This window comes from Limosilactobacillus albertensis, from assembly GCF_014145555.1.
In the GTDB taxonomy this organism is placed as follows: domain Bacteria; phylum Bacillota; class Bacilli; order Lactobacillales; family Lactobacillaceae; genus Limosilactobacillus; species Limosilactobacillus albertensis.
In genome coordinates, this window is record NZ_JACIVD010000069.1 from 287,641 (window position 1) to 304,742 (window position 17,102).

Genomic DNA, 17,102 nt, shown 5'->3' on the forward strand with positions numbered 1-17,102 from the left:
ATGAAGCATTGGCGCGCTCAATTAGGAATATATGCAATTCTTTGGAGTCTGATAATCGGAATGGTGACAGCAGGCTACTTAAACTTAGTGAACTGGGTAATTGATTTTATCTGGGCAGATTACCTGCAATATATGGGTAATATGAAAATTTGGTACCCATTTGTGGTTTGCGTCCCGCTAGGTTTCTTAATTGGCTATTTGAATAAGAAATGGGGCAACTATCCATTAACGATTGAAGAAGTTCTTACTAGTGTCCGTCTTAAGGGAAATGTCGACTATCATAAATGGTGGAAATCTTTCCTATTAGGGTTACTAGTTCTTGGTGCGGGTGGTAGTGTCGGTCCAGAGGCTTCCACAACGGTCTTAACTAGCAGCATGATAAATTGGCTTGGCGATCGTTTGCGATGGTCAACATTTATGGCTCAACAATCGGCTGCTAATATTTGGCGAGATAAAATGACCCCACAACAATTAGCGTCTGCCCCACGGTTTAACGAATTATTTCATAGTAAACGAGAACGGATATTGTCCGTGTCCTTGCTCGTTATTATTGGAATACTGGGAGCAGCAATTATCTTTAAAATGTTTCCTGAAGAAGGCGTCTTTGGCATTCACCACCGCCAAATTAATTGGCAATGGATTAACGTATTAACGGCAGTACCGGCTTTTCTCGTCGGTTGTGCTTTTGGCCGGCTATTTGTTCGTTGTGAAAATTGGTCGGCCTTAATTGTTGATACCAAGCTTGGAAAGGTTTGGCAAGGCGGAATCTTTGGCTTGGTGTTAGCTTTTAGTTCATTGCTGACAGGTGACATTCTATTTTCTGGGGAATTTCGGATTGTTCCTTTTACTCACGAAGCATTTAGTCTTTCGATTTCGTTCTTGTTAATAATTGCAGTGGTTAAGGCTATTATGACGAATCTTGGCTTTGCTATGGGGTGGCGCGGCGGAACGATTTTTCCTGCTATTTTCGCTAGTGTGCCAGTCGGCGTTGCTTGTGCGATGGCCCTGCCAGGTGATATGCATATAAACGCGGTTGTTGTTTTAGCAACTAGTTTAACTGTCATTTTAGAAAAGCCAATATTAACAATTATTGTTTTAGTTTTATTAATCGCGATTGAGCTTGCTCCAGTAGTGGTTGTTATCTGCTTTTTGACTGGCTTTTTAATCAAGAAAATCCCCCAAATTAGGTGAGCTATATTAATAATTTTTAGTATTAAAGCTGCCTAGTAGCAAGACATTGCCATTAAAGTTATTTAAATTTCGTCTTTTTAATATCTAGTTGTTTATATGAGAAAATCACTGTATATTTATTAGAAAATAATTAGAGAGATGAGAATTTAAATAGGAGGCGAATAAGATGTTTAGCCGAATTGGGCAATTAATCTTTGATAACGAGGCAGTCGCTAAGACGTCTGATTTTACAATGGGATTGGAAATTGAAATGCAACGGGTTGATGAGGATGGCAATTTGAGCCAGGAGCCGTATCCTTCTGCTATTGGGGATGAAAAGACTAATCCGTGGATTACTAATGACTTCCTTGAAACAATGGCGGAGATGGTAACCCCGTCCGCTCAACATGCGCTTGATGCGATGCACTACTTATATGTGATCAATAATACCTTGCGATCCGCATTAGCACCTGGTGAGCTATTGTGGCCGATGTCGATGCCGCCACGATTGCCAAAAGATAAGACAAAATTACGGTTGGCGAAGATGGGACCTAAAAAAGAAGCCTATTTGAAAGAATGGGCTAAGCGACATGGCTACTCTCAGGGAACACCCTGTGGAGCGCATATTAACCTTAGTATCGATACTCACGTGGTTGAGATGGTATTAGAAGCATTTCCAGAACGATTTAAAAATGAGCGGGAAGTCCGCAACTATCTTTATACTGTTTTAGCACAAGGATTTGTTCGCTATCGCTGGCTGCTCACATACCTTTATGGGGCAAGCCCGCTAGTTGAAGAAAATTACTTTGAGCCAGGTAAAGGGTTGCCTCATCCTATTCGGAGTGTACGGCAAAGTAAATATGGCTTTGGAACTAAATTTACTGGTGATTTTACTAATCTTGATCGATACATTGCCCGTATTGAAGAAGGGGTAAAAGCGGGAATTCTAACATCTGATTATGAATTTCATGGTCCTGTACGGTTTAAAGGCAATGCAGATTTGAAAAAGCTCCCAGAACAGGGGATTGAATACTTAGAACTGCGGATGTTGGACCTTGATCCTAGTAGTTCGGTTGGAGTGCGGACGGGTACCCTGCGCTTTATTAGATTGCTGGCAAGTTACTTTATTATGCATCCGCCGTTGAAGGAAAATGAAGTTGAAGATATCTTATTAAATGCTGACAAGATGAATGAAACAGTTGCTGAAGAAAATCCGCAAGAGGTATGTCAATATCAAGCAAAGGCGCGGGCAATCTTAAAGAGTCTTGAACGGTACGCAAACCAAATCCAACTTGGTCCAGAATACTCTGAAATTCTTGAAGACTTAGAAGACCGTGTTGAGAACCCGTATACGACTCCTAGTGCAAAGCTGCTTAATTATGTTAAGGATGGTTCGTTAACTGAGTATGCATTGCGACGGGCAAAACGGTATCAACGTGCAGCCCAAGAAACAATTCATCCATTTAAAGGCTTTGAAGATGGACACATTTATACTGCTGATGAACTTCGGCAAGAATTAACCCGGTAATCAACTTTATTACATAAAAGAACCCCAGTACTCGGGCAAAACCGAACGCTGGGGTTCTTTTATGCATTGTTAATGACTGACTGGTTACGCTCTTCTTTAACCTATTTTGAAGACCGCGTAATTAGGTCAGCAAAAATTGCGCGTGAATAGTCGTAATGCTTAAACATATTTTCTGGATGCCATTGAACTGCTAGAATCTGATCTGAACCAGTAGTTTCAACAGCTTCAGGAATTTGGTCATCAGCCCACGCAGTTACATGGAGGGGAGCCGCAATCTGATTAAGGGCTTGGTGATGGCGTGAGTTTACGTACGGACGGGCACCAACAAGCTTAAATAATCGACTTGTCTTATCTGTATTAACGTGGTGTGATGGGAAGTTTCCAGGAGCATCTTGTGAATGTTTAAGCGTTGGGTGCGGTTCTTCTGAGAGATCCTGATAAAGGGTTCCCCCCAGAGCCACATTAAGTACCTGCATACCACGGCAGATCCCCATTATTGGTTTTCCCGCTTCAAATGATGCTTTGGCAAGACTGACCTCAAATTGATCGCGCTTTAGATAAGTTGGCCCGAGCTTTTGATGAGGCTCTTCATCAAAAAAGGTTGGATCAACATCGCTACCCCCGGCAAAAATAATGCCGTCAAAAAGGTTGAGGTAACTTGATGCTAACTCGGAGTCAACACTCGGTAAAATCACTGGTAGACCTCCCGACTTAATTATCGCTTCGATTAAAGGACGGGGTGCAAATGCTGCATTCCGTTCGTTAATGATATTAGTTGCCTCGGTTAATGTGTCTGCAGGAATAGCAATTCGTGGTCGCATAATTCTCCTCCTTAGTTAATTTTAATAATATTATAATCAAATCATAATTTGGTGAAAATAGCAAACTGAATTTTAAAGCTAAAAAAGATATAATAGAAGATGAAAGAAGGGATACAATGCTTGAATTAACTAATATTAACTCAACCTTTAATCTAAATAATGGTGTAAAGATTCCATGTGTTGGTTATGGAACCTTCCGCACTCCCGCAGACGTTGCTGAAAAAGCAGTTAAAGAGGCAATTGCAACTGGTTATCGTCATATTGATACTGCTGCTGTATATGGTAACGAAGAAGCGGTTGGAAAGGGAATAAAAGATTCAGGAATCGACCGCCAGGACCTGTTTGTTACAAGTAAGCTATGGAACACTAATCGAGGCTATGAAGAGACTAAGGAGGCCTTCCAAGAAACACTGGACCGTCTCCAGATGAGTTACCTTGACCTTTATTTGATTCACTGGCCTGCTAATCAAAAGCAATTTGGTGATGAAGCTGCGAAAATTAATGCAGAAACCTGGCGAGCAATGGAAGACCTTTATAATGAAGGTAAAATTCGGGCAATTGGCTTGAGTAATTTTATGCCGCACCACATTGTTGAATTAATGAAGACGGCTAAAGTTGCTCCGGCGGTTGACCAGATTGAAGTTCACCCAGGCTGGCCTCATACTGAGGAGATTAAATACTTACAAGCGCATAATATCCTCGTTGAAGCTTGGGCACCACTTGGCGGTCAGGGAGCAGAAGTAATGAGCAACCCGACACTTTTACAAATTGCTGATAAATATCAAAAGACCGCGGCTCAAATTTGCTTGCGTTGGATTTTACAGCAAGGTGTATTACCATTGCCAAAATCCGTTCATAAGGAACGTATGATAAGTAACCAGCAGATTTTTGACTTTGAACTAACCGATGAAGAAATGCGGAAGATTAGTCTATTGCCAAACCTTGGTGGTCAGTGCGCTGATCCCGATGATGTCGACTTTTAAGGGGGAAATACTATAATGGAGTTCATCAAGACTAACCCAAATATTGACTTATATGAAAATGTAGTTGAGACTGCGAGCCAAGTAGTTACTCATCTCGTGATTCCACGTGGTAAAGAGATAGCAGAACATCATGCCCCGTACGATGTAATTGTTGTGCCGATAAAGGGAGCAGTTATTTTTGGCGATGTTGCTGGTAATCGCGAAGAAAAGCTTGTTCCTGGCGATCTTGTAAAAATGAAACCTAATGAACATCATTATTTAAAAGCAGTTAAAGATGCTGAAGTGATCGTAATTAAATCTAAACTAGCATAAAAACAAGCCGATTCCGTGTTTTCTAACGGGAAAGGCTTTTTTGATTGGCTTTTTAAGGTATAATTTTCTTGACTATTTTTTAAGGGAGTAGAGTAATGAAGAATGCCTATCGTGCGTTTAAACAGTATTCCCGTCAGTTTAGAAATAACTGGCTTGAATACCTGATGTTGTTTGGTGGTCTTGATTTAGTTAATCAGTTTGCGGTGATTCCATTTTTTCGGTGGATAACGACTTTTGTATTGCAAGCAGGGGAGATTCCTTTTGTTTCATATCAGAACATCATTATTATTTTAACGAAGCATCCACTAGTTGTTATTAGCCTAGTCGTTGAGTTGGCGTGCCTGCTGATTATTGTTTATGGCGAATTTATGCTCCTTCTTACTGGCTTTCGTGAAATTGGATTGCCTGATTTTCAATGGCGACAGATATTTAAAGAGACGCGTAAAGCGATGTCCTTGCTGAACCTAGGCTCATTAATTTTATTGCTGGGATATTTTCTATTAGTAATTCCGTTTGCGGATATTATTTTTCGCACGCCGTTATTAGCAAAGATCCAGATTCCCCAGTTTATTATTGATTATTTGATGCGGAATGGATGGTTAATTAGCGGCTTGTTATTGTTCTATGTAGCAATGTTCACGCTAGGGATTCGCCTGATTTTAACGATGCCGTTAATGGCTTATCAGCACCTTCACTTAAGAACAGCGATTCATCGTAGTTGGCAAATGACGAGCAATTTACGATGGGCGGCGCTTCTTGGTAAAATTGCCTTTATAACGATTATTACTAGTGCTTTTACGATGTGTTTCTATGTATTAATTTATCTACTTCAAGTAGGATTAGATTTATTACCCGGGAAATTTCCCCTTTTTACTGCGATCTTTAATTTATCGATATTGCAGTTAGGGGGCGAACTGCTCGCAGTGTGGGCTGGAACAGTGGTTCTACTGGTAGTTGTTAATCCGTTAACGAGAATAAGTGAACTTGCAACTGCTTCTGAACACCCATCACGGGGTTTACTGGAAATATTTACCTTGATGCTCCTCGTGATTGGCTTGACAACTGTTGCTAATAATACTTTTTACTTGCTAGGTCATGGGGTAAAAAGGCCGATTACGATCTCACACCGGGGCGTTGCCGAAGAAAATGGCGTTCAAAATACAATTCCGGCAATGGAAAAAACGATAAAATTAAAACCAGATTACGTCGAAATGGATCTACACGAAACGAAGGACCATCAATTTGTAGTAATGCATGATGAAAATCTCAAGGAACTTGCTGGTGTAAATAAAACTCCGCATGAGCTAACGTTAAAACAATTAACTAATTTAACGGTTCGCGAAAACGGTCATTATGCTAAAATTGCAAGCTTTGATCAGTATTTAGCGGTGGCGGAAAAACATCACCAAAAATTACTAATCGAAATAAAAACTACTCCTCATGATTCAAAACAAATGCTTCAAAACTTTAATGCGCGTTATGGTAAGCGGATTTTACGAGACCATGACCAAGTTCATTCGCTTGATTATAGCGTGGTAACAGGACTGAAGGAAATAAATCCGCGGTTAACTGTTTTGTATATTCAACCTTATAATTTTGGAAGTCCGCAGGGAGCTGCCGATGGGTATTCAATGGAATATTCAACGCTGAACCAGGACTTTATTACCCAAGCACATTGGCAGCGACAGCCAGTATATGCGTGGACAGTTAATGAATCGGGAATCATGAAGCAGGTTATGTATAATCACGTTGATGGTATTATTACGGATAACCTTGGCGAATTAAACGCAACAATTAAGGAATTTACGAAAAAGCAGAGTTATGCTAATAGAATCTTAAATTATATTATTATCCTTCCGACAACTAGTGGGATTGAGCCGTAAAAAAACTTCCGCTGTTGACTTTAAGTCAATGGTGGAAGCTTTTTGTTTATCCTAAATTATGTTTTTTGAGTTGTCTCATAACCACTAGGGCAACGAGGCCGCCAATCATTCCTTGGATAAAGTTTGAACCTAAACTCAAGAAACCAGTAATTACATGGTACATGACAGTGTTGCAGATGAAGTAAACGGCAATCATAATAATTGTTCCGGCTAAAATTGCTACCCACTTACCCCAAACGGTATCACCGTATTTCCTATATATCCAACCGCTAATAAATCCTTCTAAACCATGGGCTGCAAAAGAAAATAATGCATCTTGCGGGAATCCTGAAATAAGATCGAGAAACATCCCGCCGAATCCGCCAACAATGGTTCCTGCTCCCGGACCAAGAAGCATTGCAGCAATGAATACTCCCGCATCGCATAAATTAACGTTACCATGAGTCCAAGGGATCGGAAAAAGAAAGAACCGCCCTAGGACAATTGTAAGTGCAAGAAGCATTGCGCCAATGATCGATCGCCGCAATCGAAAAGTTGATTCCATATTAAGACTCCTTTTTATGAGTTATGAGTAATTTTACAATAATTAATAAAATTTTTCAGATAAAATTTTGGCTGCTTATTTATCTATTGATCTTCTAAATTATTTATTTAAGACTTGACGTTACTATAATTCAATATTTAAACATTGTAATAAAGGCGATAATTGATTTTCTTTCGATAAATAATATTCCTATTTTATATATTGATAAAAATAATATTCCATGTATAATTAATTGTGAAAATTAGAACATGATATGAGGTGTACTTTATGAAGGTTATTATTGTTGGTTGTACACACGCGGGAACAATCACCGCAACACAGATTTTACAAAATCATCCAGAAACTGAAGTAACAATTTATGAACGTAATGATAATGTTTCATTCCTTTCATGCGGGATTGCTGTATACTTGAGCGGTGATGTAGGTGACCCAGATGCAATGTTCTATTCTAGTCCTGCACAACTTGCCGAGATGGGAGCAACAGTTAACATGCAGCATAATGTTACTGATATTGATCCCAAGACAAAAACGGTAACAGTGACGGACCTTGTGACAGGTGAGACAAAGACCGACCACTATGATAAATTAGTTGATACAACTGGTTCCTGGCCGGTAATTCCACCAATTGAAGGTGTTGATGGTCCGCACGTTTATCTCTGCAAGAACTACCACCATGCAAAGGAACTATTCAATGTAGCTAAAGATGCTCAACGGATCGTTGTCATTGGTGGAGGATATATTGGTGTTGAATTAGTAGAAGCCTACACACGCCAAAATAAGGATGTCACATTAATCGATGGCTCGCCACGGATGCTCCATAAGTACTTTGATCATGAGTATACTGATCGGATCCAAAAAGAATTTACTGATCATGGAGCGCACTTTGCGTTTGGTCAACGAGTAACCGGTTTTGAAAATCATGAAGACGGGGTTACTGTAAAAACCGATAAGGGAAGTTACGATGCTGATATCGCTGTCCTATGTGTTGGGTTCCGTCCAAATACTGACTTGCTAAAAGGCAAAGTTGAGATGCATGAAAACGGGGCAATCGTTACTAACGAATACATGCAATCATCAGATCCAGATATTTATGCTGCTGGGGATTCAACATCCGTTCATTATAATCCAACTGGTAAAGATGCTTATATCCCATTGGCCACCAATGCAATTCGGCAAGGAACGATTGTTGGAACGAACTTATTTGGCAATACCATGCGCGATATGGGAACTCAATCTAGCTCTGGATTAAACTTATATGGTACGACAATGGTTTCGTCTGGTTTGACTTTAGAAAATGCTAAAGAAGCAGGATTTGATGCTGCTGCCGTTACAATTGAAGATAACTACCGGCCAGAATTTATGCCAACAACGACGCCTGTATTAATGACATTAGTTTGGGATAAGAAGACCCGTCAAATTCTTGGCGGACAATTTATGAGTAAGCATGATGTATCTCAATCTGCCAATATTATCTCGTTATGTGTTCAAGATAAGCACACAATTGATTATTTAGCATTTGTTGACATGCTTTTCCAACCACATTTTGACCGTCCATTTAACTATGTAAATATTCTTGGTCAGGCCGCGGTTAAGAAACAGGCTGAACTAAGTAAATAATCACCTTCGTAGAACTAAGAGATTACCGTTAAGGGTAACTGCTCTTGGTTCTTTTTTATTAAAAGTGAAAAAACAAATTTTTTACGTATATATATTATAGAGGCCTCGCAAAATCGAACTTGAAGGAATTTATAATATGGATAGACAAAGATTAATTGCTTATGCGCGGAAAAAGTGGCAGGAAATGACGATTACTAGTGACCCGATGTTTGGGATGGTGATGGAAAATAAAGAGATTTGTCTAGGACTAATTAACCGTGCATTGCCGAAACTAAAAGCAAGAAAGATTATGCATTTAGTAACGCAGAAAGATGTTAATGTAGTGGCAGCGCATCGGGTACGATTTGACGTATTTGTTCAAGATGACCAGAATAATACGGTGGTAATTGAGATGCAGGTCAATAACAGGAAAAACCTTCCTGCCCGCTTGCGTTATTATCAGGAACAAGTTGACCACAGTTTGTTACGTGCGGGAGCAGATTATCGATTGCTGGATAGATATCCGACCTACGTGATTATGTTTTGTGATTTTGACTATTTTGGTCGCGGATGGGCACGGTATGAATTTAAGATGAGTTGCACTCGTGATCATAAGTTAAAGTTTAGCGATAATCGAACAATAGTGGTATTTAACGCCTTAGCAAAAGAGTTTAAAAATGATGAAAAACCAATCAAAGATTTTCTTGCCTTAATGCGCGATCAAGGCGACAATAAAGATAAGTTTATAGCGCAGATTCAAAGAGAAATTGATAAGGTCAAACAAGATCCGGAAAGGAGACAGGGCTTTATGAAGTACGAGATGTTAATGATGGATGCCAGACGTGAAGGACTTGAAGAGGGACGAGCAGAAGGACTTAAAAAAGGTCATGAAAAAGGACGTGCAGAAGGCATAAAGATTGGGGAAGCTAGAGTACGTGATAAAGGAATCAACACTCTCATTAAAAACCTGCAAGAATTAAATGTTAACCAAAGCATGATAAAACAACGAGTCAAGGATAGCTATGACCTAAGCGATGAGGAATTAGCAAAATATTTTGATTAACTAGGGTGAGCAGGCTTGCTGCAATGACTTTGCTTTTAGTTAGATAAGATATTAAAAAACGACTTATATTTACTCAATTAATGCAAATATAAGTCGTTATTTGTTAGAAGTCACCATTCATAATTGAATCTTTCACAATCATATAATCTACTTTACGAATAGCTTCGAGATCACGACCGCCAGAGTATGAAATAGAGGACTGTAGATCTTCTTGCATTTCGGTTAAAGTATCTTTAATTGAACCACGGTATGGGACGAGCATTTGTTTTCCTTCAACGTTACGGTAGGCGCCCTTTTGAACTTCAGATGCAGAACCCCAGTATTGTTTATACTGTTTCCCATCGATATTAATAACATGACCAGGTGATTCCAAGTGACCAGCGAGCAATGAGCCGATCATGACCATTGAGGCTCCGAAACGAACGGATTTAGCGATGTCGCCATTATGTCTAATTCCGCCATCCGCAATGATTGGTTTACGAGCAGCTTTTGCACACCAGCGAATTGCGGATAATTGCCAGCCTCCAGTACCAAAACCAGTCTTTAGCTTGGTAATACATGCTTTACCAGGACCGACTCCGACCTTAGTTGCATCTGCGCCGGCATTCTCGAGATCACGGACGGCTTCAGGAGTTGCAACGTTACCTGCAGTGACAAAAGTATCAGGAAGCTGTTCTTTAATGTATTTAATCATTTTAATTACAAAATCAGAATGACCATGGGCAACATCAATCGTGATATATTCTGGAGTTAATTGTTCGGATTTTAGTTGATCAATGAATTTGTATTCATTATCTTTTATTCCAACAGAAATCGAAGCATACAAGCCCTTATCATGCATTGTCTTAATGAATGCTGCCCGTTTAGCTGGTTCAAAACGGTGCATGACATAATAATAACCATTTTGGGCAAGCCAAATAGCTAGGTCCTCATCAATGACACTCTCCATATTAGCAGGAACAACAGGGATTTTAAATGTGCGCGGACCGAACTTAACACTTGTATCAGCCTCTTTACGACTCTTAATTACACATTTATTAGGCACCAATTGAATATCATCATAATCAAATGTTCTCATTAGGGCAGCAGCTCCTTTTCAAAAATTACCGTAATCATTATGCATTAAAATATGATGTGCGTCAATAAAAGAGCGTACATTTAGTTGATGCTAATAAAAAATAGTTCGATAAAACGGTTGACGATGGGAGATTAATTCGGTAGAATAGCGAAGTAAAAACGTTAATTTTAGAAAACTAAACCATGAGGTGAAATTAAATGTCATCAGTTGTTATTGTAGGTAGTCAATGGGGCGATGAAGGAAAAGGTAAGATGACTGATTACCTGAGCCAAGAGGCAGACGTCGTAGTCCGTTCACAAGGTGGTAATAATGCCGGTCATACAATTGCCTTTGATGGTAAGAAGTTCGCGTTACGCCTTGTTCCATCTGGTATTTTTGCTAAGGATAAATTAGCAGTAATTGGAAACGGGGTAGTTATTAACCCGCCTGCATTGCTAAAAGAATTGCATTATCTTCAAGACAACGGGATCGATATCTCAGGCTTACGTATTTCCAGTCGTTCCCATATTACATTCCCATACCACATTCTCCTTGATAAATGCCAAGAAGAAGCAAAGGGTGATCACAAGGTTGGAACAACGAAGAATGGTATTGGCCCAACCTACATGGATAAGGTATCACGAGTTGGTATTCGGATGTGTGACTTACTTGAAAAAGATACATTCAAAGAAAAACTTGAACGTAATTTAGCTGAAAAAAATGAACTTTTCACTAAGCTTTACCATGTTGACCCAATTAATTTTGATGATATCTTTGAAAGTTATTACGAGTACGGCCAAGAATTGAAACAATATGTTACTGATACAGCACAAATTGTTAACGATGCCCTTGATCAGGATAAGAAAGTCCTTTTTGAAGGTGCGCAAGGGGTTATGCTTGACGTTGACCAAGGAACATACCCATATGTAACAGCCTCAAATCCAATCGCTGGTGGGGTATGTACTGGTGTTGGTGTTGGCCCTAATAAAATTGAAACAGTTGTTGGGATTTGTAAAGCATATTCCACTCGTGTCGGTGCCGGTCCATTCCCAACTGAATTAACAGATGAAATTGGTGATCAAATTCGTGAAACCGGTCATGAGTATGGAACTGTAACTGGCCGTCCGCGGCGTGTTGGTTGGTTTGACAGCGTAGCAATGCGTCATGCCCGCCGCGTTTCAGGAATTAGTTGCCTTAGTCTTAACTTGCTTGATGTTTTGACTGGTTTAAAGACCGTTAAGATCTGTACCTCATATAAGCTTGATGGCAAACAAATTGATTACTACCCAGCTAGCTTGAAGGAACTGGAACGTTGCGAACCAGTTTACGAAGAACTTCCGGGTTGGGATGAAGATATCACTGGTGCTAAGCAATTTGAAGATTTGCCTATCAATGCGCAAAACTACTTGAAGCGGGTAAGTGAATTATCAGAATCACCACTTGCGACAGTTTCTGTTGGTGCTGACCGGATTCAAACAATTATTGTTAAGGATCCATGGGAGTTAGCACATAAGTAAAAAAGAGCTTCTAACGTTTGAATCTTTGAGCGTTAGAAGCTTTTTATCTAAATGATGAGTTCAATAACTAGGAAGATTGACAGCAACGCGATTGACCCTTAGAATAATAATAATACTTAAATGGTGGTTCCCGTTAGCTTCTTAGGTATATGGGAAGACTCAGGTGAATTTCTGGATCCTTCCTGCAATAGCGGAGGGTCTTATTATTTTAGAAGATTTTAAATTAAGGAAGTGACATGATGGCTCATGAGATTGTAGACGGCTCAAGTATGCAACGTGCATTGACCCGGATTACTTATGAGATTATCGAACAAAATAAAGGTGTCGATAACTTGGTATTTGTTGGAATTAAGACGCGGGGAGTGTACTTAGCGAAGCGCTTGGCAAAGCGACTTAACCAATTAGAAAATGTTGAAATTCCGGTGGCAGCGCTTGATGTTTCTCTTTATCGTGATGACCGTCATGTACCAGATCCACATCAAGAACCGACAGTAAAAACTGACCAATTAGATATTGATATTACGGATAAGCATGTCATTTTAGTAGACGACGTATTATTCACTGGGCGGACAGTTCGAGCTGCATTAGATGCTTTAATGGATATGGGGCGGCCAAATCGAATTTCACTTGCAGTCCTTGTCGACCGGGGACATCGGGAATTGCCTATTCGTCCTGATTTTGTCGGGAAGAATATTCCAACAGCGATGAATGAGACTGTCCATGTTGCGGTTGAGGAATACGATGGTCATGAAGACGTCACAATTGAACATAATTAATAATTAGGGGCTTAGGAATAGCCTCTTTTTTTATCTAATATTTCTCCACCAGTCAACAGTAGCGTATTCGCTAAATACACGCGGGCCAAATTTTTTGCGGAACCAGCGAACCTGCTGAGGCGTAAAGCCACGGCAGACAAATGGCAGTTTTTCCCAATGACGGTAAAGTTCATAAAGTAAGAGGATATACTGCTCTTTTGTAATATCTTGGGGTGCAATTTCACTGACCATGGTGGTAGATATTCCGGTACCGAGTGCGGGAAATGTATCAAGGCTGATTTTATACATTGGGTGATCACCGATATTAGTAGTAAAAACCATCAGTGCCTGTTTTTGCCGCGGACGATAAATCTCTTCAATGCGCCGGTTAATTTTTTGTACTCGGCGTTTTGTTGGATTAAAAATGATATTTTTCATACGAATGCCTCTAATCGAACATCTGTTTTGGAATAGTATATCATAAGAAAACTTACCGATAAATACTTACTTTTTGTTTACTTATTTTTAATAAATAGTTATTATAAAACTTATGCATAAATTGAGAGGGGAGAAAACGATGAAAAAGCCGATTATTGGAATATCAGGCTCACGGATTATTAAGCAACAAGGACCATGGCCAGGATATTACCGTAGTTATGTTAATGAAGATTATGTTGATTCAGTAATTCAAAATAACGGGGTTCCTTATATTATTCCATTTAATGAAGACCCAGAAGTAACAGTCATGCAGGTTAAGAACGTTGATGGTCTGATTTTGTCAGGCGGTCATGATATTGATCCGCGTCTTTACGGCGAAGAATCTTTACCTAAAATTGACGAGATCTGGCCTGCTCGTGATAGTTTCGACATGTTGTTACTACGAGAAGCAGAGAAACAACAAAAACCGGTATTGGGAATTTGTCGTGGTGCACAATTAATTAATGTTGCTCATGGTGGTTCGCTTTACCAAGATTTTAGTTATCGTGAACAATTGACGTTAAAGCATAGCCAGGGTCACACTCCTGATCTTGAAACGCAATCAGTAATTTTAGAACCGAAAAGCTATCTTGCAAATTTATTTGGTAAAAAGGAACTGAGTGTAAACACTTTTCACCATCAATTAATTAAAGAGGTAGGAAAGGGGCTTAACCCTGTTGCGCACGCGAAAGATGGGGTTATTGAAGCACTTGAAAATAATGATGGTTCATTGATCGGCGTACAATGGCATCCAGAAATGCTTCATCGTAGCGATCCGGAAATGAACAAACTATTTATTGATTTAATTAAGAAGTCAGCGAAAGAAGGATAAAAGGGATGACAAAGACAAAACTAGGCTTTTGGTCTATTGTGTTGTTAGCGATTAATTCAATCATTGGGTCGGGGATTTTCTTAACTCCGGGATCGGTTGTTTCAATGGTCGGAACTAAAGCGCCACTAGCCTATTTTTTTGCGGCAATTTTTGCATCAATTCTTGCAATTACATTTGCTGCTGCTGCCAAATACGTTAACAAAAGCGGGGCAGCTTACTCGTATGCTAAAGCGGCTTATGGAGAGAATATGGGCTTTTACATGGGGGTTGTGCGATTCTTCTCAGCCTCAGTTGCTTGGGGTGTAATGGCGGTCGGTGTTATTCGGACAACTTTTTCCATTTTTGGCTGGAACCAGTCATTTTGGAACATTACCATTGGCTTTATTGTCTTAATGTTGATTATTATGATAATTAACATGATGGGAAGACGGGTATTTACGATTATTAATGATTTATCGACGATTGGTAAGTTAGGTGCGCTCGCCCTGATTATTGTAGCGGGGGTAGTTGTTTTGCTTAAAACCGGGGCTAATCATTTTAATGAGCTTAACAACATGACAACCAGCACCGGTAAACCATTAATTCCAGCATTCACAACGTCCGGATTCGTAATGGCAGTGATTTCTGCATTTTATGCCTTTACCGGATTTGAAGCAGTTGCTACCGGTTCGGAAGATATGAAGGAACCAGAGAAAAACTTACCCCGTGCAATTCCACTGGCGATCCTCGTGATTGCGCTTGTTTATATTTGTACGATTGCAGTGGCGATGATGGTAAACCCTGCTGCAATGGTTACAACAAAACAGGTTGTTGCATTAGTCGCAATCTTCCATAATAAAGTATTACAAGATGTGATTCTTGTCGGTGCTATTATTTCGATGTTTGGAATTAATGTTGCTTCTTCTTTCCATACACCGCGAGTATTAGAAGCAATGGCTAATGAAAACCAGGTGCCGCAATTTATTGCTCAGCGAACGAAGCGAAATTTCCCGTTGGTTTCATTTGTAATTACATTAGTGTTGGCGATGGGGATTCCAATGGCGTTCCAATATAATTTACCAACGATTATCGTTATTAGCGCAACGGTGCGGTTCTTTGAGTTTATCGTTATTCCGCTTGGAGTTATTCGCTTCTATCGGGGAACAAATCGGGAAGAAATTTTACCAGCTAATAAACATTTCTTTACTGATGTAATTTTACCAATTCTTTCCGTGGTTATTACCGTCTTCTTACTGCTTCGGTATGATTGGGTAAGTGAATTTAGTATTAGGCATGACGGACAATTAGTGCCAAACTGGTTTGCAATTTTTGGGATGCTTTTCGGCTTTATAATTTTACCGTTGATCTTATTCTGGTTAACGCGACGTGAACGGGCAGAAAACGAAAAATAAATAAAACAAAGACTCTACAAAATTAAAAAGTAGGGTCTATTTTTATAAAAAAAGTGTTCAACGACTGCACAATCGTTGAACACATATTTTTTAGACGCCGTTTGTAAAATTAAGTTAGAAAAATAAAAAAGCCATTTGTGATAGACTTTTGAATAACCACAAACAAAAGTAAAGGAACATCACAAATGACTTATAAACATCTTACCACACGTGAACTAACCCTCATAGCTAATTTTTGGCACCAAGGTACGAAGGCTTATCAAGCTGCTAAACTGCTTAAACGAAGCCAAGAAACTATTTACCGAGTCTATCGATTTCTTGATAGCGGTAAGACCATTGCACAGTATCTTAAGGCTTACCAACGGAATAAGCAGCGTTGTGGTCGTAAGCAGGCTCAGCTAGCCAAGGATGAGATCAGCTACATCAATGAGCAGGTTAAAGCGGGCTGGACACCTGATACGATCATTGGTCGAGCAGAACGGACAATTAGCTGTAGTATGCGGACACTTTATCGGATGTTTGCTCGTGGACAGTACAATTTTGCCGTCCAGCAATTACCGATGAAAGGCAAGCGACACCCCAATGGCTATGTCGAACGACGTGGTAAGGCGGGGCATCTCGGTCGGAGTATTTACCAGCGATACCATGATTTTCCTCACTACCAACACGAGTTTGGTCACTTTGAAGCTGATACTGTTCAAGGAAAAGCTCATCGTGGTGCGGTCATGACCTTGGTGGAACGTCAATCTAAGGTGATGATTGTGCTTAACGTTCATCGTAAAACTGATGAAGCAGTTAACTATCACTTGGATAAATGGCTTTCTAAAATACCTCGTCATTTCGTTAAGTCGATTACCTTTGATAATGGTAAGGAATTCGCGGGCTGGCGTGAGATTGCCAATAAACATGATCTTCATACTTATTTTGCGGAGGTTGGAGCGCCCAATCAACGCGGCCTGAATGAAAACAATAATGGTATCTTACGTCGTGACGGTCTCAGTAAACGATTAGACTTCCGTAATTTACCAGATGAACTAATCACCCAGCTGATGCACAAACGAAATACTATTCCACGGAAGTCACTTCACTACCGCACACCACTTGAAGTATTCCTAAGTCACGTCACAGATGAACAGCTTTCAACATTTTTCTAATTTAAATTGACATTTCGGG

General features: G+C 39.8%; 16 protein-coding genes. 12 read left to right on the plus strand and 4 right to left on the minus strand.

All coding sequences use genetic code 11. From position 1 onward, the window contains the following. Together H5S41_RS09955 and H5S41_RS09960 are read left to right on the plus strand one after the other, a co-directional pair. Entirely contained in the window at positions 1 to 1,191 is a 1,191-nt protein-coding gene (locus H5S41_RS09955) for a chloride channel protein (protein WP_182603188.1), read from the plus strand. A 166-nt stretch (positions 1,192 to 1,357) separates the two neighbouring features. Continuing rightward, the gene (locus tag H5S41_RS09960) at positions 1,358 to 2,698 is read left to right on the plus strand and encodes a glutamate--cysteine ligase (RefSeq protein WP_153709475.1); all 1,341 of its coding nucleotides are present in this window, start codon (positions 1,358 to 1,360) and stop codon (positions 2,696 to 2,698) included. A gap of 101 nt (positions 2,699 to 2,799) precedes the next feature. On the opposite strand, the gene H5S41_RS09965 is transcribed toward H5S41_RS09960, so the two are convergent. Then, positions 2,800 to 3,519, minus strand: coding sequence for a gamma-glutamyl-gamma-aminobutyrate hydrolase family protein (locus H5S41_RS09965; protein WP_182603189.1), 720 nt, complete (start codon positions 3,517 to 3,519; stop codon positions 2,800 to 2,802). A gap of 116 nt (positions 3,520 to 3,635) precedes the next feature. On the opposite strand from H5S41_RS09965, the gene H5S41_RS09970 reads away from it, so the two are divergent. From H5S41_RS09970 to H5S41_RS09980, 3 genes are all read left to right on the plus strand, one after another. Next, the gene (locus H5S41_RS09970; protein WP_182603190.1) at positions 3,636 to 4,502 is read left to right on the plus strand and encodes an aldo/keto reductase; all 867 of its coding nucleotides are present in this window, start codon (positions 3,636 to 3,638) and stop codon (positions 4,500 to 4,502) included. 15 nt (positions 4,503 to 4,517) lie between these two features. After that, positions 4,518 to 4,814, plus strand: a complete 297-nt coding sequence (locus H5S41_RS09975; protein WP_182603191.1) for a cupin domain-containing protein — start codon at positions 4,518 to 4,520, stop codon at positions 4,812 to 4,814. A gap of 95 nt (positions 4,815 to 4,909) precedes the next feature. Beyond that, complete coding sequence (locus tag H5S41_RS09980) at positions 4,910 to 6,697, plus strand: glycerophosphodiester phosphodiesterase (protein ID WP_182603192.1); 1,788 nt, start codon at positions 4,910 to 4,912, stop codon at positions 6,695 to 6,697. 46 nt (positions 6,698 to 6,743) lie between these two features. On the opposite strand, the gene H5S41_RS09985 is transcribed toward H5S41_RS09980, so the two are convergent. Then, a complete protein-coding gene (locus H5S41_RS09985; protein ID WP_182603193.1) occupies positions 6,744 to 7,241 on the minus strand; it encodes an ECF transporter S component in 498 nt (165 codons plus the stop codon). Between the two features lie 267 nt (positions 7,242 to 7,508). On the opposite strand from H5S41_RS09985, the gene H5S41_RS09990 reads away from it, so the two are divergent. Both H5S41_RS09990 and H5S41_RS09995 read left to right on the plus strand, forming a co-directional pair. Then, positions 7,509 to 8,858 (plus strand): FAD-dependent oxidoreductase, encoded by a 1,350-nt coding sequence (locus tag H5S41_RS09990; protein ID WP_163704922.1) that lies wholly within the window; start codon positions 7,509 to 7,511, stop codon positions 8,856 to 8,858. 136 nt (positions 8,859 to 8,994) lie between these two features. After that, complete coding sequence (locus H5S41_RS09995; RefSeq protein WP_231833079.1) at positions 8,995 to 9,900, plus strand: Rpn family recombination-promoting nuclease/putative transposase; 906 nt, start codon at positions 8,995 to 8,997, stop codon at positions 9,898 to 9,900. 103 nt (positions 9,901 to 10,003) lie between these two features. Here the strand turns inward: H5S41_RS09995 and H5S41_RS10000 are convergent, their stop codons facing one another. Further along, the gene (locus H5S41_RS10000) at positions 10,004 to 10,978 is read right to left on the minus strand and encodes a GMP reductase (RefSeq protein ID WP_182603194.1); all 975 of its coding nucleotides are present in this window, start codon (positions 10,976 to 10,978) and stop codon (positions 10,004 to 10,006) included. 197 nt (positions 10,979 to 11,175) lie between these two features. Here H5S41_RS10000 and H5S41_RS10005 point away from each other — a divergent pair, with 197 nt between their 5' ends. Continuing rightward, the gene (locus H5S41_RS10005) at positions 11,176 to 12,474 is read left to right on the plus strand and encodes an adenylosuccinate synthase (protein WP_153709483.1); all 1,299 of its coding nucleotides are present in this window, start codon (positions 11,176 to 11,178) and stop codon (positions 12,472 to 12,474) included. Between the two features lie 239 nt (positions 12,475 to 12,713). After that, on the plus strand, positions 12,714 to 13,250 hold the full coding sequence (pyrR, locus tag H5S41_RS10010; protein WP_153709484.1) for a bifunctional pyr operon transcriptional regulator/uracil phosphoribosyltransferase PyrR: 537 nt from the start codon (positions 12,714 to 12,716) through the stop codon (positions 13,248 to 13,250). Positions 13,251 to 13,280: 30 nt separating this feature from the next. Here pyrR and H5S41_RS10015 read toward each other — a convergent pair whose 3' ends face one another. Beyond that, positions 13,281 to 13,667, minus strand: coding sequence for a hypothetical protein (locus H5S41_RS10015; RefSeq protein ID WP_182603195.1), 387 nt, complete (start codon positions 13,665 to 13,667; stop codon positions 13,281 to 13,283). A gap of 139 nt (positions 13,668 to 13,806) precedes the next feature. Here H5S41_RS10015 and H5S41_RS10020 point away from each other — a divergent pair, with 139 nt between their 5' ends. The 3 genes from H5S41_RS10020 to H5S41_RS10030 all read left to right on the plus strand — a co-directional run bounded on the left by H5S41_RS10020 (position 13,807) and on the right by H5S41_RS10030 (position 17,083). Continuing rightward, positions 13,807 to 14,538, plus strand: a complete 732-nt coding sequence (locus H5S41_RS10020) for a gamma-glutamyl-gamma-aminobutyrate hydrolase family protein (protein WP_182603196.1) — start codon at positions 13,807 to 13,809, stop codon at positions 14,536 to 14,538. A gap of 5 nt (positions 14,539 to 14,543) precedes the next feature. Beyond that, positions 14,544 to 15,929, plus strand: coding sequence for an APC family permease (locus tag H5S41_RS10025; protein ID WP_182603197.1), 1,386 nt, complete (start codon positions 14,544 to 14,546; stop codon positions 15,927 to 15,929). Between the two features lie 185 nt (positions 15,930 to 16,114). Beyond that, on the plus strand, positions 16,115 to 17,083 hold the full coding sequence (locus tag H5S41_RS10030) for an IS30 family transposase (RefSeq protein ID WP_085720378.1): 969 nt from the start codon (positions 16,115 to 16,117) through the stop codon (positions 17,081 to 17,083). Positions 17,084 to 17,102: the final 19 nt, after the last annotated feature.